Origin of the sequence: Streptomyces canus (assembly GCF_030815415.1) — a bacterium.
GTDB lineage: Bacteria > Actinomycetota > Actinomycetes > Streptomycetales > Streptomycetaceae > Streptomyces > Streptomyces canus_F.
Map to the genome: position 1 here is coordinate 2,758,450 of NZ_JAUSWW010000001.1, position 17,279 is coordinate 2,775,728.

General features: G+C 70.7%; 15 protein-coding genes and 1 pseudogene. 9 read left to right on the forward strand and 7 right to left on the reverse strand.

The features are described 5' to 3' along the window. Positions 1-250: 250 nt before the first annotated feature. The 3 genes from QF037_RS12740 to QF037_RS12750 all read left to right on the forward strand — a co-directional run bounded on the left by QF037_RS12740 (position 251) and on the right by QF037_RS12750 (position 3,664). A complete protein-coding gene (locus QF037_RS12740; RefSeq protein WP_307024693.1) occupies positions 251-1,018 on the forward strand; it encodes a DUF4142 domain-containing protein in 768 nt (255 codons plus the stop codon). Positions 1,019-1,103: 85 nt separating this feature from the next. Then, positions 1,104-1,892: a TIGR04222 domain-containing membrane protein gene (locus tag QF037_RS12745; protein ID WP_307024694.1), complete on the forward strand. Its 789-nt coding sequence runs from the start codon at positions 1,104-1,106 to the stop codon at positions 1,890-1,892. A gap of 98 nt (positions 1,893-1,990) precedes the next feature. Continuing rightward, complete coding sequence (locus QF037_RS12750) at positions 1,991-3,664, forward strand: alpha/beta hydrolase (RefSeq protein ID WP_307024696.1); 1,674 nt, start codon at positions 1,991-1,993, stop codon at positions 3,662-3,664. On the opposite strand, the gene hemQ is transcribed toward QF037_RS12750, so the two are convergent. Further along, positions 3,613-4,344, reverse strand: a complete 732-nt coding sequence (hemQ, locus tag QF037_RS12755) for a hydrogen peroxide-dependent heme synthase (RefSeq protein WP_266886867.1) — start codon at positions 4,342-4,344, stop codon at positions 3,613-3,615. The genes QF037_RS12750 and hemQ overlap by 52 nt on opposite strands. A 5-nt stretch (positions 4,345-4,349) precedes the next feature. Then, positions 4,350-5,855 (reverse strand): protoporphyrinogen oxidase, encoded by a 1,506-nt coding sequence (gene hemG / locus QF037_RS12760; RefSeq protein ID WP_307024698.1) that lies wholly within the window; start codon positions 5,853-5,855, stop codon positions 4,350-4,352. 157 nt (positions 5,856-6,012) lie between these two features. On the opposite strand from hemG, the gene QF037_RS12765 reads away from it, so the two are divergent. After that, positions 6,013-6,996 carry a DUF4349 domain-containing protein gene (locus tag QF037_RS12765; RefSeq protein WP_307024700.1) on the forward strand — a complete coding sequence of 328 codons (984 nt, stop codon included), beginning with the start codon at positions 6,013-6,015 and terminating at the stop codon, positions 6,994-6,996. Between the two features lie 27 nt (positions 6,997-7,023). Further along, entirely contained in the window at positions 7,024-8,409 is a 1,386-nt protein-coding gene (locus QF037_RS12770; RefSeq protein WP_307024702.1) for an FAD-dependent oxidoreductase, read from the forward strand. A 3-nt stretch (positions 8,410-8,412) separates the two neighbouring features. Here the strand turns inward: QF037_RS12770 and QF037_RS12775 are convergent, their stop codons facing one another. After that, positions 8,413-8,736 (reverse strand): hypothetical protein, encoded by a 324-nt coding sequence (locus QF037_RS12775; RefSeq protein ID WP_046260007.1) that lies wholly within the window; start codon positions 8,734-8,736, stop codon positions 8,413-8,415. Between the two features lie 217 nt (positions 8,737-8,953). On the opposite strand from QF037_RS12775, the pseudogene QF037_RS12780 reads away from it, so the two are divergent. Next, positions 8,954-9,773 (forward strand): annotated as a pseudogene (locus QF037_RS12780) (rhomboid family intramembrane serine protease). A gap of 1 nt (position 9,774) precedes the next feature. Here the strand turns inward: QF037_RS12780 and hemE are convergent. Beyond that, positions 9,775-10,833 carry a uroporphyrinogen decarboxylase gene (gene hemE, locus QF037_RS12785; RefSeq protein WP_307024704.1) on the reverse strand — a complete coding sequence of 353 codons (1,059 nt, stop codon included), beginning with the start codon at positions 10,831-10,833 and terminating at the stop codon, positions 9,775-9,777. A 122-nt stretch (positions 10,834-10,955) separates the two neighbouring features. On the opposite strand from hemE, the gene QF037_RS12790 reads away from it, so the two are divergent. The 3 genes from QF037_RS12790 to QF037_RS12800 all read left to right on the forward strand — a co-directional run bounded on the left by QF037_RS12790 (position 10,956) and on the right by QF037_RS12800 (position 14,008). Then, the gene (locus QF037_RS12790) at positions 10,956-11,624 is read left to right on the forward strand and encodes a DUF3000 domain-containing protein (RefSeq protein WP_307024706.1); all 669 of its coding nucleotides are present in this window, start codon (positions 10,956-10,958) and stop codon (positions 11,622-11,624) included. 247 nt (positions 11,625-11,871) lie between these two features. After that, positions 11,872-12,534 (forward strand): response regulator transcription factor, encoded by a 663-nt coding sequence (locus QF037_RS12795; RefSeq protein ID WP_046260003.1) that lies wholly within the window; start codon positions 11,872-11,874, stop codon positions 12,532-12,534. A 169-nt stretch (positions 12,535-12,703) separates the two neighbouring features. Further along, positions 12,704-14,008 (forward strand): ribonuclease D, encoded by a 1,305-nt coding sequence (locus QF037_RS12800; RefSeq protein ID WP_307024709.1) that lies wholly within the window; start codon positions 12,704-12,706, stop codon positions 14,006-14,008. 25 nt (positions 14,009-14,033) lie between these two features. Here the strand turns inward: QF037_RS12800 and QF037_RS12805 are convergent, their stop codons facing one another. The 3 genes from QF037_RS12805 to QF037_RS12815 are packed head-to-tail and all read right to left on the reverse strand — an operon-like array spanning position 14,034 to position 17,131. Next, entirely contained in the window at positions 14,034-14,864 is an 831-nt protein-coding gene (locus QF037_RS12805) for a carbohydrate ABC transporter permease (RefSeq protein WP_307024711.1), read from the reverse strand. Continuing rightward, positions 14,861-15,814, reverse strand: coding sequence for a carbohydrate ABC transporter permease (locus tag QF037_RS12810; protein WP_307024713.1), 954 nt, complete (start codon positions 15,812-15,814; stop codon positions 14,861-14,863). The genes QF037_RS12805 and QF037_RS12810 overlap by 4 nt, the downstream gene beginning before the upstream one ends. Positions 15,815-15,817: 3 nt before the next feature. After that, complete coding sequence (locus QF037_RS12815) at positions 15,818-17,131, reverse strand: ABC transporter substrate-binding protein (protein ID WP_307024715.1); 1,314 nt, start codon at positions 17,129-17,131, stop codon at positions 15,818-15,820. Between the last annotated feature and the right edge of the window lie 148 nt (positions 17,132-17,279).

Genomic DNA, 17,279 nt, shown 5'->3' on the forward strand with positions numbered 1-17,279 from the left:
CGGCCGCCGTCGGCGCCGAACACCGCGGCCGAGTGTGCCGGGACTAACACCCGCGCTTCGACACATCTCCCACACGCTCGGTTAGCCACCTTTTGGCACAATAGGCCACCATCTCTCCCTTCACCATTCGCCCCTGGTGTCCGGGATACAACCATTCGCTCCTGTACGGCAGTTGGTGCGGACCGGGCAGTAACATGCCAATCCCGCACTCGAAATCTCACCAACGTGCGGTGCCGTGACAGGAGGCACCATGCGACCGCGACCCCCCGTCCAAGGCCGAGGAATTCTCAGCGGCACGGGGCTCATCATCACCGGTCTGACAGCGACCCTGGTGGCGCTGATCTTTCCGCTCTGGTCGTACGCCGACCGGTCGGGGACCGCAGCCGACGTACTCAACGCCGAGAGCGTGTCGACGCAGTACGGGCCGCTGTCCGCTCTCGACCGGGAGTTCGTCACGAAGGTCCGGCTGGCCGGGCTGTGGGAGCTGCCCGCCGGCCAGCAGGCGCAGCAGAAGGGCACGACACAGGCCGTACGGACGGCCGGACAGCACCTCGTCGAGGGGCACACCTTCCTGGACGAGCGGGTCCGTGACGTCGCGTCGCAGCTGGGCCTGGCGCTTCCCGACGAGCCGAACGACCAGCAGAAGGGGTGGCTCGCCACTCTGAACGCGGCCCAAGGCGTCGAGTACGACCGTGAGTTCGCCAACATCCTGCGTCTGGCGCACGGGAAGGTCTTCTCCGTCGTCGCCCAGGTCCGGGCGAGCACCCGCAACTCCCTGGTCCGCACCCTCGCCGACGACGCCAACACCACCGTCCTGGACCACATCAAGATCCTGGAGGCCACGGGCTACGTCGACTTCGACGCCCTGGCCCAGGACATGGCCGCCGGCAGCACACCCCCGCTCACCAACTCCCCGGCCCCGCCCGCCTTCACCACGGCCCCCACCCCGGCCGTCCCGGTGACCCCGAGCTACTCGCTCCCCCCGCCCGCCACCAGCCCAGCACCGCGCGAGCCCTAAGCGGAACGTCACATACTGGCAAACACTTGTCCGGATTGTGAACAAGGCATGGCGCAGTCCAGACCATCTCGCATAGAACAGCGTCATGTTCTGGGTCCTTCTCCTGCTGCTGGCCTGGGCCGCCGCCGGAACCGCGTGCACCCGGTTGTGCCTGGCCGCCGTACACGCCGCGGCCGACGACGCGGACGCGGGTCACGGACACGACCTCACGCTCTACGAGGCGGCGTTCCTGTCCGGCGGCCCACGCCGGGTCGCCGACCTCACCCTCGTCTCCATGGCCCGCCAGCGCCGGCTGCTGCTCGCGCACACGGGCTGGGCGACGGTCGTCGATCCGCGGGGCCGGGACGAGATCGAGCGCTCCGTCATAGGGGCGATCGGGCCGCAGGGGCAGTCCCGTATCGCCCCGGTCCGGGACGCCGCCGCCACCGCGGCCCCGGTACGCGGTCTCGCCGACCGTCTCGTCCGCGCCGGCCTCGCCGTGCCCGACGGGGCGCGCACGACGGTCGCGGCCGCGGTCCGCCAGGTGCAGATCGCCGCGGTCGTCGTCCTCGCGCTGGGCGCGACCGCGCTGCTGACGCCCGCCCCGTCGGACGTACCGCGCCATCTGATCGCCCTCTGGTTCGCGCTCCCCCTCGCGCTGACCCTGAGCTGCCTGGCCATCGCCCGCGTCGAGGTGCACCCGTACTCGCGCTGGGCCTCCCCGGCAGGCCAGCGGCTGCTCGGCGCCCTGCCCCGGCGTGCCGTCGGCGGCGACGACCGTACGTACCTCACCACGGTCGCCGTACGAGGCGTCAGCGCGGTCGGCGAACCGGACCTGCGCGCGGCCTTCGCCGACCGCGAGCACTGGCGCGCCGGGCACTCCAGGGGCGCATAGGGGGCATTGGCGCCGACACCGGCGGGGTGGTGCTTGCCTTCGCCGACAACCGAACGAAACATCCCTTTTGTTGCTGCCGTGCACTGAAGGGATACGCCATGAGAGCCCCCGCCCTCTACTCGGCCGCCGGGACCTTGCTCCTGACCACTCTCGCGGCCGCCCCGGCCGACAGCGCGTCGGGGGCGTCGGGTGCTCCCGTCGCGGCCGAGGTGCGCGGCACCGCGACGGCCGCCGCGCGCGCCGAGGCCGAGGGCATCGCCTTCGGCAAGTGCGCCGAGGTGGAGGACCTGCCGGGCAACGTCCAGTGCGGCACGGTGTCCGTTCCGCTCGACTACGCACGCCCCGACGGGAAGCAGATCAAGCTCACCGTCAGCCGGGTGCGGGCCACCCACAAGGATCCGCACAACAGCAAGCGCAAGGTGCCCCGGCAGGGCGCCCTGGTCTTCAACCCGGGCGGTCCGGGCGCCTCCGGCATGTACTTCCCGCTGATCGGCGTGGTGCCCGAGTGGAAGCGGCTCGCGGCCGCGTACGACCTCGTCGGCTACGCCCCGCGTGGAGTGGGCCGTTCGGCGCCCCTGTCCTGCCAGGACCCCCGGCACTTCTTCAAGGCGCCCACCCTGGCACCGACGTACCCCTCGGAGTCGTACAAGCGGGAGCGCATCGCGCAGGCGAAGGCGTACGCGCGCGGCTGCGCCAAGCGGGCGGGCGGCGCGCTGCGGCACTACACCTCGCTCAACAACGCCCGTGATCTCGACGTTCTGCGGGCCGCGCTGGGCGAGGAGAAGCTGACGTTCATGGGGGCGTCGTACGGCACCTACTTCGGGGCGCTGTACGCGACGCTGTTCCCCTCGCACGTACGGCGGATGGTGTTCGACTCGGCGGTGAACCCGGATCCGACGCAGGTCTGGTACCGCAACAACCTCGACCAGTCGGCCGCGTTCGAGGGCCGCTGGGCGGACTTCCGGGACTGGATCGCCCAGCACGACAAGGTGTACGGGCTCGGCGACACGGCGGATCGGGTGCAGCGCAGCTACGACAAGGCGGCGGCGCAGCTGGCGGCTGAGCCGGCGGGCGGGAAGGTCGGGCCCGGGCAGTTGCAGGGGGCGTTCCTGACGGCCGGGTACTACGACGACTACTGGCCGCACCGGGCGGAGGCGCTCTCGTCCTATCTGAAGGGCGATCCGAAGCAGCTGATCCTTCAGGCGGGGCCGCATCCGGAGGCGGCGAAGGAGGCGGAGAACGGCAACGCGGTCTACACGGCCGTCGAGTGCAACGACGCGTCCTGGCCGACGGAGTGGAAGGTGTGGGACCGGGACAACACACGGCTGGCGCGGGTGGCGCCGTTCGAGACGTGGGACAACGTCTGGATGAACCTGCCCTGCGCGTACTGGTCGGCGCCGCGCCAGGAGCCGCTGGATGTGTGGACCGGTCCCGGTGAGCTGCCGCCGACGCTGATCCTGGCGGCCGAGCGAGACGCGGCGGCGCCGTACGACGGCGCCCTGGAGATGCACCGGCGGCTGTGGGGCTCGGTCCTGGTGACCGAGCGGGACGCGGGCACGCACGGCATCGCCGGCGGCCCGAACGCGTGTGTGAACGGGCACGTGGACGCGTACCTGCTGGAGGGCAGCCTCCCGGTGCGGCGCGCGGCCTGCGCACCGCACCCGGAGCCCAAGCCGCGCGAGCAGTCCCGGAAGAAGCCGGCCACCGGCCCGCGGCCTGATCAGGCGAGGCCCGCGACCAGCTCCGCGATGTCCTTGCGGCGGCCCGTGTAGAACGGGACCTCCTCGCGGACGTGCATGCGGGCCTCGGACGCACGCAGATGGCGCATGAGGTCGACGATGCGGTAGAGCTCGTCGGCCTCGAAGGCCAGCATCCACTCGTAGTCGCCGAGCGAGAACGAGGCGACCGTGTTGGCGCGGACGTCCGGGTAGCCGCGGGCCATCTTGCCGTGGTCGGCGAGCATGCGGCGGCGGTCCTCGTCGGGCAGCAGGTACCAGTCGTAGGACCGCACGAAGGGGTAGACGCTGACGTAGTTGCGCGGCGTCTCGTCGGCGAGGAACGCCGGGATGTGCGAGCGGTTGAACTCGGCGGGGCGGTGCAGCGCCATGTTCGACCAGACCGGCTCCAGGGCGCGGCCCAGCTTGGTGCGGCGGAAGAGGTTGTACGCCTCCTGGAGCTGGTCGCTGGTCTCCGCGTGCCACCAGATCATGAGGTCGGCGTCGGCGCGCAGCCCGGACACGTCGTAGGTGCCGCGGACGGTGACGTCCTTGGCGGCGAGCTGGTCGAACAGCTCCTGGACCTCGTCGGCGTAGCCCGCGCGGTCCTCGGGGAGCACGTCCTTCAGCTTGAAGACGGACCAGAGCGTGTAGCGGATGACCTCGTTGAGGTCCTTGGCCAGCTTGCCCTTGTTCGGGATCCGGCCGGCCTCGGGGGTGGGGGCGTCGTTGCTCATGGTCCTTATTCTCCTGCTCCTCCGTGCAGACTCTGCACCGGGTTGGCGGTGAGCTCCTGCACGCCCGCCCGTCGCCCACCACCACCCTCAACCGAAGCGCTTCGCGCTGCACCTTTTGTCTGGTCGTCTCCATGGATCTGGTCGACCGCCGCGTACGCGCTCGCGATGCAGGCCGGGATCCCGACGCCGTCGTACTGCGCTCCGCAGACGGCGAGGCCCGGGAGCTTGGCCACGTGTTCGCGGATGCGGGCCACGCGCGCGTGGTGGCCGACGGGGTACTGGGGCAGGCCGTCGGTCCAGCGGGTGACGCGGGTTTCGAGAGGCGTGGCGTCGAGGTCGGTGGCCGTCCTGAGGTCGTGCCGGGAGACGTCCACGAGCTCGGCGTCCTCGCGCTCCAGGATCGCCGTCTCCCCGTAGCGGCCGACGGAGGTGCGCAGGACGACGACGTCGGGGTTCTCGTCGGCGATCCAGTCCCACTTCTGGGAGGCGAACGTGGACGCCTTGATGGTGCGGCCGTCGACCGGCGGCACGAGGAAGCCGCTGCCCGCGGGGAGGGCGGTGTCGGCGCGGCGGTAGGCGAGGGTGATCAGGGCCATGGAGGCGTACTCCACGGTGGCCAGTTCGGCGGCGGCCTCGGGGGCTTCGGCGCGCAGGAGGTCCGCGGCGGCGGGAGCGGGGACGGCGACGACCACGGAGTCGGCGTGCAGGACCCGGTCACCGGCGACGACCCGCCAGCCCTCGGCTGCTTCGCGGCGCAGCCCGGTCACCGGCGTGCCGGTGAGGATCTCGCCCCCGCGCGCGCGTACGGACTCGGCGACGGCGAGCGGCAGGCTGCCCACGCCGCCCTCGATGCCCATGAACACGGGCCCGGTCTGCTGGTTGGCGGTGGCCTTCGTCTGGATCTCGCGGACCGCTTCCGTCAGCGAGGTGTGGCTCTTCGCGGCCTGGAAGAGCTGCGGGATCGCCGAGCGCATCGAGATGCGGTAGGCGTCCCCCGCGTACACGCCGCCGAGCATGGGCTCGATGAGCCGGTCGACGACCTCGCGGCCGAGGCGCTCCGCCACGTACGCGCCCACCGCCACGTCGTCGCCGATCTCCGTGCGCGGCAGGTCGGCGTCGCGCTCGATGCGGGCGAGGCCCTCGTCGGACAGGACGCCGGAGAGGGCGGCCGCGGTGCCGGGGACGCCCATCACATGGCCCCTGGGCATGGGGCGCAGGGCGCCGCGGGTCCAGATCGAGGCGGTCGCGGTGGCCGGCGGCCGCAGGCGGCCGTCGAGGCCGACATCGCGGGCGAGCGCGATCGCTTCCGGTCTGCGCGCCAGCATCGACTCGGCCCCGAGGTCCACGCGCGCGCCGGCGATCTCGCCGGGCAGCAGCTTGCCGCCGACGCGGCCGGACGCCTCCAGGACGGTGACCCGTGCCCCGCGCTGCAGCAGCCGGTGCGCGGCGGCGAGGCCCGCGATCCCGGCTCCGATGACGACGACGTGCTCCGGCGTACCTGATCCGCTCATGGCTCCACCCTCTCAGACGCCCCCGGCAGTCCGGCCGGGGCCGTATGGCCCGTCCGAGTCCTGACCGTGACCGCATCGGGACCGTCGCGCTCCAACGTTCCGGAACGTCCCGGCGTCGAAGGAGCGTCAGTTCGTCACGACCCTCGGGGGTAGGCCCATGCGCGCACGACGTTCCGTACGACCGGTCCAGGCCTTGGCCGGGCTCCTGCTGGCCGCGGCCCTCGCCCTGACCGGCTGCAGCGGCTCGGGGGACGATTCCGGCAGCGCCTCGGGGGACTCCGACGTCGCCCAGTCGCAGGCCAAGGAGGCCGCACCGGGCGCCGCAGCGGACGACGCGGCCGGCGGCGGCAAGCAGGCCCCCACCGCGCCCCGGCTCCCGACGAGCCACATCATCCGCACCGCCGAACTGACCGTGCAGGTCAAGAACGTACCGAAGGCGCTGGAAGCGGCCCGTACGGCCACCGTGAACGCGGGCGGCTACGTCGGCAAGGAGGCCACCTCCCGCGACGAGGAGGGCACCGAGGAGACACAGGTGACCCTGCGGGTGCCCGCCGACCGGTACGAGGAGGTCCTGGCCGAACTGGAGGGCTCGGGCAAGCTGCTGGAGCGTAAGGCGAAGGCGCAGGACGTCACCGACCAGGTCGTCGACGTGGAGAGCCGCATCAAGACGCAGCGCGCGAGCGTGGCCCGGATCCGGGAGCTGATGGACCAGGCCACCAAGCTGAGCGATGTGGTCACCCTGGAGGGCGAGCTGAGCACCCGTCAGGCCGACCTGGAGGCGCTGCTCGCCCGGCAGGCGTCCCTGAAGGACCGCACGAGCCTGGCCACGATCACCCTGTCCCTGTCCGAGAAGCCGGTCGAGAAGGCCACCGAGGACGACGACCCGGGGGTCCTCGACGCGCTGGCGGGCGGCTGGGGCGCGTTCGTGTCGATGCTGCGCTGGATCGTCATCGCCGTGGCCGCGGTGCTGCCCTTCGCCGCGGTGCTGGCCCTGATCCTGCTGATCTGGCTGCGCTGGGTACGCCCCCGGCTGCCCCGCCGCCCGGCCCCGGCGGGCGCGTCGAGCACCCTGGGCCCACTGCCGACGGCCCGCCCGGCACCGCAGCCCGGACGCACCGGGCAGCAGGGCGAGCAGGACTGAAATTCACTGCGCACGTAGCGTGTTCGCATGAACATGAGCGCTGCGAGCGAACGGCTGGTCGTGATCGGCGGCGACGCCGCGGGAATGTCCGCGGCGTCGCAGGCGCGTCGGCTGAAGGGGCCCGGGGAACTGGAGATCGTGGCGTTCGAGCGGGGCCACTTCACCTCGTACTCGGCCTGCGGCATCCCGTACTGGGTGGGCGGCGACGTCGAGGAGCGCGATCAGCTGATCGCCCGTACGCCCCAGGAGCACCGGGCCCGTGACATCGATCTGCGCATGCGCACGGAGGTCACGGAGATCGACGTGGCCGGACAGCGGGTACGCGCGCGTGACCTCGATTCGGGGGCCGAGTCCTGGACGTCGTACGACAAACTCGTGATCGCGACCGGCGCCCGCCCCATCCGCCCGGAGATGCCGGGGGCCGACGCACCGGGCGTCCACGGTGTGCAGACCCTGGACGACGGCCAGGCCCTGCTCGACACGCTGGCACGCACGCGTGGCCGCGACGCGGTGGTGGTCGGCGCGGGCTACATCGGCGTCGAGATGGCCGAGGCCCTCATCAACCGCGGTTACGAGGTGACCGTCGTCAACCGCGGCAGCGAGCCGATGTCCACGCTCGACGCGGACATGGGCCGCCTGGTGCACGAGGCGATGGAGGGCATGGGGATCACCATGGTCAACGACGCCGAGGTCACCAAGGTCCTGACCGGCGACGACGGCCGGGTGCGCGCGGTGGCCACGCAGGACGCGGAGTATCCGGCGGACGTGGTGGTGCTGGGCATCGGCGTACGCCCGGAGACCTCGCTCGCCAAGGCGGCGGGCCTGCCCGTGGGGCAGCACGACGGGCTGCTGACCGACCTGGCCATGCGGGTGCGCGGCCACGAGAACATCTGGGCGGGCGGCGACTGCGTGGAGGTCCTGGACCTGGTCTCCGGACAGGAACGGCACATCGCGCTCGGCACCCACGCCAACAAGCACGGCCAGGTCATCGGCGCGAACGTGGGCGGCGGCTACGCGACCTTCCCGGGCGTGGTCGGCACGGCCGTGAGCAAGGTCTGCGACCTGGAGATCGCCCGCACGGGTCTGCGGGAGAAGGACGCGCGCCGGGCGGGGCTCCGGTTCGAGACGGTCACCGTCGAGTCCACGTCCCGCGCGGGCTACTACCCCGGCGCCTCCCCCATGACGGTCAAGATGCTCGCCGAGCGCCGCACGGGGCGGCTCCTCGGTGTGCAGATCGTCGGGAGGGAGGGCGCGGGCAAGCGGGTCGACATCGCGGCGGTCGCGTTGACGGCCGGGATGACGGTGGAGGCGATGACGGCCCTGGACCTGGGCTACGCCCCACCGTTCAGCCCGGTGTGGGACCCGGTACTGGTGGCGGCCCGCAAGGCCGCGCTGAAAGTGCGGGCCTCCTGACGGCTATGCCGAGCCGTTGATCCTCTCGATGGCCTGGCGGGCCTGGTCGGCGGCCGGGCGGGGCGGCAGGGACGAGACGGAGGCGCTCGGGGCGGCCACCGCCGGCGGCTGCTCCCCCGCCGGTTTCGCGTGGGCCGCGGGCCGGGTCGACCGCAGCCGGTGGCTCACCGCCTCGTCGAGGGTCACGGGTCGCTGCATCTGCGAGGCGAGCCGCCCCGCGTCCTGGCCCAGCCGGGCCACGTCTTCCCAGGGCAGCCGCAGCACGACGGCGACTTCCGCCTCGCCGTCCGGCAGTGCGTGGATCGGGGGAGTAACTCGGTCGTTCATCGCCTGTTCCTCACGTTCACCCCGCGACCCGCCTTCCCCGTGCCGCGGACGGTTGAGGAGTCATACGCACGCGTGCGTGCCGGCGTTCACTCAGGTTGCCTCGCGATGCCCACGCCGGGCTTTCCCGGCCGACCGCTTTTCGGCTGGGGGTCCGGGGGTTGTCCCCCGGGAAGACACAGCACCGATTCGCGGACCCCATCGGGGGCAGTACTTCCTTGTGGTGATCCCCGTCCATGACGTGAACCCGGTGCGTCGCACCCCCGTGGTGACGTACGCGCTCATCGCCGCGAACGTACTGGTCTTCCTGTACATGCCCCGGCCTCGCCGGCTCGGTGGCGGGCGACAGCGGCGTGTCCCAGCTCTGCCATCTGCAGGCGTTCCTCGATCACTACGCGGCCGTGCCACAGGAACTGATCCACCATCAGCTGCCGCAGACCGTCCCCACGGGTGACGCGGGTCCGGGCGGCGCGGGCTGCGCGGTCGGCCCCCCGACGTACGACAAGTCACCCGCGCTGTCCGTGTTCACCGCGATGTTCCTGCACGGCGGCTGGCTGCACCTGCTGGGCAACATGCTCTTCCTGCTGATCTTCGGGAACAACGTCGAGGACCGCATGGGCCATGTGCGGTTCGCGCTCTTCTACGTCGTCTGCGGCTACGCGGCGTCGTACGGCTTCGCGCTGCTCAACGACGACTCGGGCGACCCTCTGATCGGCGCGTCCGGGGCCATCGCCGGGGTGCTCGGCGCCTATCTGGTGCTGTATCCGAAGGCCAGGGTGTGGGTGCTGGTGCCGTTCCTGGTCTTCCTGCCGCTCCGGCTGCCGGCCTGGCTGGTGCTGGGCTTCTGGTTCGTGCTCCAGGCGGTGTACTCGTCCGGCCAGGGCGTCTCCGACGCCGGGACCGTGGCGTACGCGGCGCACATCGTGGGCTTCCTCGCGGGCATGCTGCTCGCCTGGCCGCTCAAGACGGGCACGCCTCCGCCGCCGGAACCGCGCGGTCTGCTGTTCGGCAGGAAGGCACGGCCCCGGCACACCTGGTAGATCAATGGGCGGTCCGCGTGTGGACGTACTCCACGAGCCGGGTCAGCGCGTCCGGGTCGGTGGACGGCATGACGCCGTGGCCGAGGTTGAAGACATGGCCCTCGAGGTCCTTCGCCGTCTCCAGCACCTCACGGGTCTTGGCCTCGACGGCCTCGGTGCCGGCGAACAGGACGGTCGGGTCGAGGTTGCCCTGGAGCGCCTTGCCGGGGCCGACCCGGCGGACCGCCTCGTCGAGCGGGACGCGCCAGTCGACGCCCACGACGTCCGCGCCGGCCTCGCCCATCAGCCCGAGGAGCTCACCGGTGCCGACACCGAAGTGGATGCGCGGCACGCCGTACCCGGCGACCGCGTCGAAGACCTTGGCGGAGGCGGGCATCACCGAGCGGCGGTAGTCCACCGGGGCGAGGGCGCCGGCCCACGAGTCGAACAGCTGGACCGCCGAGGCGCCCGCCTCGATCTGCACCTTCAGGAAGGCGGCCGTGATCTCCGCGAGACGGTCGAGCAGGTCGGCCCAGAGCTCGGGGTCGCCGTACATCATCGCCTTGGCGTTCTCGTACGTCCGCGACGGACCGCCCTCGACGAGGTAACTCGCGAGGGTGAAAGGTGCGCCCGCGAAACCGATCAGCGGGGTGGCGCCGAGTTCGCGGGTCAGCAGGCCGATCGCCTCGGTGACGTAGGAGACGTCCTCGGGGGTGAGGTCACGCAGCTGGGCCAGGTCGGCGCGGGTGCGGATCGGCTTCTCGACGACCGGGCCGACGCCGGGCTTGATGTCGAGGTCGATGCCGATGGCCTTGAGCGGGACGACGATGTCGCTGAAGTAGATCGCCGCGTCCACGTCGTGCCGGCGCACCGGCTGGAGGGTGATCTCGGTGACCAGCTCGGGCCGCATGCACGACTCGAGCATGCCGACGCCCTCGCGGACCTTGCGGTACTCCGGCAGTGAGCGCCCGGCCTGCCGCATGAACCACACCGGGGTGTGCGGCACGGGCTCGCGCCTGCATGCCTTGAGGAAGGCGGAATCGTACGTGGCGGTCGGCGGCTGGCTCTCGTTGGCACTCACGGGGAAAGTCTCGCACGGTGACAAGGGCGGTTCTCCACGCCGGTCGGCATCCACGAGGGCCCCCGCGCCGGGCCACGGGGTGTCTGGCCCGCGCCGAGCCATGGTTCCCCTAATCTTCCCGCATGGCTGCGGCTCAGGGACGACTGTCGGACGGCGCTGGCGGAATGGACGACGCGAAGGAGGGGGACCGGAATGAGAGCAGTGATGCTCCGCCACTCTTCCGGGCCGCCGTCGATGCACTGAGGGCGGCCCGGCTCCGGCCGCAGATCGAGGTGGAGCCGACGCGCGCGCCGCAGCGGCTCGCGCCCTTCGCGTACGCGCTGGAGGCCGCGGTCGTCGACGGCGACCAGGATCTGGCCGACGGCCGGCTGGTGCTGCTGCACGACCCGGACGGTCATGACGCCTGGCGGGGCACGTTCCGGCTGGTGACGCTGGTGCGGGCGGAGCTGGAGCCGGAGATGGCGGCGGACCCGCTGCTGCCCGACGTGTGCTGGTCGTGGCTGACGGGTGCGCTCCAGGCGCGCGGGCTGGCGTGCGGTGAGCCGAGCGGCACGGTCACGCGTGCGAGCTCCCACTACTTCGGGGGCCTCGCCGAGCGTCCGCCCGCCTCCCAGATCGAGATCCGGGCGTCCTGGACGCCTCGTGAGGGCCTGGGCGGCGTACCGGACACGGCGGGTCATCTGGTGGCCTGGTGCGATCTGCTGGCCCAGGTCGCGGGCCTGCCGCCGGCCGGCCCGGGCGACGCGTCGGTGGTGACGCTGCCGCAGCGGCGGGGACCGCAGTCCCGCTGACACCACCCCCCTCGGCATGGTCTTCGCGTCGCCTTTTGACGCCCTCTTTAACATCACTTTGTCGATACGGCCACTTTCAGTCGCGAACGAGCCCTCGAACGAACCGATTCGTTCACCGAACGATCGACAGCGCGTCCGAATTGCACGGATTGTTACTCACTAAATCGTGATCTTTCTCTAAAGGCCTACGGGTTTGATGCCGAAGACGTCTGTGACCTCACAGCCGTCCCCCACCCCAGGAGGCCTGGTGTCCGTTCTCCTCGAGCAGCCCGCAAGCCTGGTCGCCTACCGCCCGAACAAGCCGACCGCGATGGTGGTGGTGGCCGACCCGCGCGTCCGCTCCACCGTCACCCGCCACCTCTGGGCGCTCGGTGTCCGCGATGTCATCGAGGCCTCGTCCGTCGCCGAGGCCCGTCCCCGTATCGGCAACCCCCGTGACATCTGCGTCGCCGACGTCCACCTGCCCGACGGATCCGGCCTGACCCTCCTGTCGGAGACCCGCGCCGCGGGCTGGCCCAATGGCCTCGCCCTCTCCGCGGCCGACGACATCGGCGCCGTGCGCAACGCCCTCGCGGGCGGCGTCAAGGGCTACGTCGTCACCGGCACCCGTACCAACGTCGGACTCCCCTCCCGGCCGGGCGCCGCGCCCATCGGCTCCCGCGCCGCCGGAATGCACCGCCGCCCCCCGGGTGCCCCGAGCCACCCGGGCGGCTACCGCGAGCTCTCCGGCCGCGAGGTCGAGGTGCTGCGCCTGGTCGCGGAGGGCCAGTCCAACAAGGCCATCGGCGTCTCGATGGGCCTGTCCGCGCTGACCGTCAAGAGCCACCTCGCCCGTATCGCCCGCAAGCTGGGCACCGGCGACCGCGCCGGCATGGTCGCGGTGGCCCTGCGGACCGGCATCATCCACTGACCTTCCACCCTTCACGGACGTGAACCGGATCAGTCCTGGATCCGGGACATGCCCCCGATCGGTCGTGAACCCCAGGGATTCACCGACCTGACTGGTTTACGACCCTCAGGCGCCCGTCGACGGAACGTTCCGTCGGCGGGCGCTGTCCATACACAGATACCCTTGACAGGTGACCGACGCCCAAGAGACCGCAGCAGACAGCTCACTGCGAACCACCGGAGGCGCCCCTCCGGACGACGGCGGATCTTCTGTTACGGGGGCGCCCGAACCTGAACCGGGTCCAGAGCCGATTCCTTTGCTCGAACCGCGCGAGGGCATCCCGCCCGTGGTCGCCGACGAGGACAGCCTCGCCCAGGTGATCGCCGCGTTCGCGGCCGGCTCCGGACCCGTCGCCGTCGACGCCGAACGCGCGTCCGGCTATCGCTACGGACAACGCGCCTACCTGGTCCAGCTACGCCGCGAGGGCGCGGGGAGCGCGCTGATCGACCCCGTGGCCTGTCCCGACCTGTCCGGGCTCGGCGAGGCGCTCTCCGGGGTGGAGTGGGTGCTGCACGCCGCCACACAGGACCTGCCGTGTCTGCGCGAGATAGGTATGGTGCCCACCTCCCTCTTCGACACCGAGCTCGCCGGACGGCTCGCCGGGTTCCCCCGGGTCGGCCTCGGCGCGATGGTCGAGGGCGTCCTGGGCTTCGTACTCGAAAAGGGACACTCCGCCGTCGACTGGTCGACCCGTCCGCTGCCCGAGCCGTGGCTGCGCTACGCGGCGCTGGACGTGGAGCTCCTCGTCGACCTGCGGGACGCGCTGGAGAAGGAGCTGGACCGGCAGGGAAAGCTGGAGTGGGCGCGGCAGGAGTTCGACGCGATCGCGGCCGCGCCGCCTGCCGAGCCGCGCAAGGACCCCTGGCGCCGGACGTCCGGGATGCACAAGGTGCGGCGGCGTCGGCAGCTGGCCGTGGTGCGGGAGCTCTGGCAGACGCGGGACCGGATCGCCCAGCGGCGGGACGTGTCGCCGGGCAAGGTGCTCTCCGACCTGGCCATCGTCGAGGCGGCGTTGTCGCTGCCGGCCGACGCCCAGGCCCTCGCCGCGTTGAACGGGTACGGGCAGCGGATGGGGCGGCGGCAGCTGGAGCAGTGGCAGGCGGCCGTGGATCGGGCCAAGGGGCTGGCCGAGGCGCAGTTGCCAGCGCCCGGGCAGCCGGTCACCGGGCCGCCGCCGCCACGCGCCTGGGCCGACAAGGACCCCGCCGCCGCGGCCCGGTTGTCCGCGGCCCGCGCCGGGGTTTCCGCGCTGGCCGAGCGGCTCAACATGCCCCAGGAGAACCTGATCACTCCGGACACGGTCCGGCGGGTCTGCTGGGAGCCGCCGAAGGGTGTCGATGCGGAGTCCGTGGGGGCGGCGCTTGCGGGGTACGGGGCTCGGCCTTGGCAGGTTGAGCTTGTCACTCCGGTTCTCGTGAGTGCCTTGTCCGCCTAGTTCCCGGCGCCCCTTTCGGGGCGCGTCACCTCGTCGCTCCTCGCATGAAGCCGTTGTAGATGAAGCGTTGCAGGCTCAGGAAGACCACCAGCGTCGGGAGGATCACCAGCACCGCTCCCGCCGAGATGACCTCCCAGTGCGCCGCGTACGGGCCTCGGAAGCGGAAGAGGGACGTCGAGATCACGCCAAGATCTTCCGATGGCATATAGAGGAAGGGGATGTAGAAGTCGTTGTATACGGTGATCCCCTTCACGATCACCACCGTCGCGATCGCGGGCTTCAGCAGCGGGAAGATGATCCGCCAGTAGATGGTGAACGTGTTGGCCCCGTCCAGGCGGGCCGATTCGTCCAGGGAGATCGGGATCGACCGGACGAACTGCAGGAAGATGTAGATCGAGACGATGTCGGTGCCCATGTAGAGCGCGATCGGCGCCCACAGGGTGTCGAACATGCCGAAGCTGTTGACGATCTGGAAGGTCGCCACCTGGGTCGTGACGCCGGGGACCAGCGCGGCGATGAGGAAGAGCGCCACCACCAGCTTGCGGAAGCGGAAGGTGAAGCGGTCGATGGCGTACGCGGTCATCGAGCCGATGAGGACCGTGCCGCCGATCGAGACCAGCAGGATGACCGCCGTGTTGGCGAAGGCGGAGAGCATCTCGCCGTCCCGGAACGCCGACGCGTAGTTGCCGAAGTTCAGCAGGTTGTCGGGGAGGTCCAGGGCGCCGCTCGAGTTCGCCATCTCCGTCTCCGACTTGAGGGAGGTCAGGAGGACGACGACCAGCGGGAGCAGGACCACCACGGTCGCGGCGATCAGGGACAGGTACACGAGGGTGCGGGACACCGCGTGGCGTGTCATACGAGATCCACCTTGTCGTCGGGCACCAGGCGCCGCTGGACCCAGGTCACCAGCAGGATGATCAGCAACAGGACCACCGCGGCGGCCGAGGCGAGGCCCGTCTTGTTGAAGCGGAAGGCCAGGTTCACCGTCTGGATCACGAAGGTCTCGGTGCCGGTGGCGCCGCCGGTCATGATGTACGGGATCTCGAAGGCCGAGAGCGAGCCGGAGATCGAGAGGATGACCGTCAGGGTCAGCACCGGTTTGATGCCCGGCGCGATGATGTAGCGGAACTGGTGCCAGCGGTTCGCGCCGTCCAGTTCGGCCGCCTCGTACAGCTCCCCCGGGATCGACTGGATCGCGCCCAGGAACAGGACGAAGTTCAGGCCCAGATAGCGCCACATCGAGACGCCGGCGAGCGAGGTGTTCGCGGAGACCGGGGTGCCGAGCCAGGCGTGGTCGGTCGTCACTCCGAAGAGGCTCAGGACCGAGTCGAGGGTGCCGCCGTCCTGGAAGAAGTACAGGAAGACGAAGCCGATCGCCACCCCGTTGATCAGATACGGGAAGAACAGCACGCCCTTGAAGAAGTTCCGGAAGCGGATGTTGAAGCTCAGGATCGTCGCGAAGTAGAGCGCGGCGACGATCTGCAGGGCGGAGGCGGCCAGGTAGTAGCCGCTGACCCAGAAGACCTCGAAGAGTTCCGGGCGGGTGAAGATCTCCTCGTAGTTCCCGACGCCCGTGTAGTGCAGTTCGGGACTCACGCCGTCCCAGTCGGTGAGGCTGTACGCCACCATGTTGGCGATCGGCGCGTAGGTGAAGGTGATCAGCAGCGCGAGCGGGGCCAGGAGGAAGAGCCACGGGGTGACCCCCCGCCACACACGGTGCTTGCGGGCGGCGGGCGCCGGGACGGGGGCGGCCGGTGCCGCCCCCGTGGCGGTCTTCACTGCCGCCTTCCGAGTGGTGTCCGTCATCGGTCAGGACCCCGCGGTCTTCTGGGCTTCCGTCCAGCGCTCGCTGAGGTCGGCGAGGAAGTCGTCGAGGCTGCCCTTGCGGGCACCCCGCGCCAGGTCGACCAGGTTCTGGCGGTACTCGGGGGCGTAGATGCCGACCTCCGAGGTGTTGTCGATCTGCTTGACCTCGGCGCCCTTGGCGTCGTCCACCTCGATGAGCTCGACGCCCGCCTCCTCGTACGGCTTGAGGACCTCGGGCATGGGGGCGTCCTTGAGCGGGGAGATGGCCAGGTTGTCCTCGACGTAGCTCGACTTGTCGGTGAACCAGTCGATCCAGGCGCGGGCCGCTTCCTTGTGCTGGGAGTGGACGTTGACGGCCTGGTTGTAGTCCGGGGCGACGGTCGCGCAGAACTTGCCGTTCGTCTGCGACGGGAAGGGCATGAAGCCGATGTCGTCAGGGTTGGCCCCGGCCTTCTTGGCGGCGTCCTGGAACTGGACGATGGCCCAGGTGCCCAGCCACTGTGTCGCGATCTCGCCCTTCGCGGTCCGCGGCTTGGACTCCTCCCAGTTGCTCGTCGTGGGGTCCTTCTCGATGAGGCCCGACTTCACGATGTCGTGGAGCAGGGTGTCGCCGACGCGCAGGTCGGCGCCCTTCGCCCACGGGTCGCCCTCGGCCAGTTTCGTGGTCGCCTGCGGGTCGCAGTGGACGGCGCCGTCGACGTACGTCCACGAGGTGAGCGTCCAGCCGGCCGAGAAGTTGGTGTAGTACGGGATGGCGTCGGTCTTGGACTTGATGGCCTTGAGGCTTTCGAGGAACTCGGCCGGAGTGGTGGGCCATTCGGTGATCCCGGCCTCCTTCCAGACGCGCTTGTTGTAGACGAACCCGGGCATCACACTGACCGGGCTCTGGCCGTAGACCTTGCCGTTGACGGTGGTGAAATCGGTGAAGCGGTACTTCTTGCCTCGCTCGGCCTGGGTGCCGAGCGAGGCGAAGAACCTCGGGTAGTCGGCCTTCTTGATGACCGCGGGGATCAGCAGGACGTCGCCGTAGTTCTCCGTGTTCATACGGATCTTGACTTCGGCCTCGTAGTTGGTGAGGGCCTCGAACTCGACCTTGACCTTCGGGTAGGTCTTGTTGAACTCGGCGGCGTACCTCTTCATCGTGCCGTCCTGCACGAGGTCGGTCCGCACGGTGAGGACTTTGATGGTTCCGGTGACCTTCGACGGGTCGTCGGCTGCCTTGGCGTCGGCGCCTTTGGTGGAACCCCCGGTGCCGGTGCACCCCGGAATGAGCAGGGCGGCTCCCACGGCGAGGGCCAGGACTGTACGGCGGTTCATGTGCGTCAGCTCCGTTCTTGGGACGGACGAGCACGAGCGGGTTGGCTGGTTCCGAACTCTGACAACGTTTTCTTAACCGGTAAAGTCCCTATCTCGCCAACGATGCCAAACTGTTTCCATCGCTTCTCGGCAACTGGACTTGATCGGT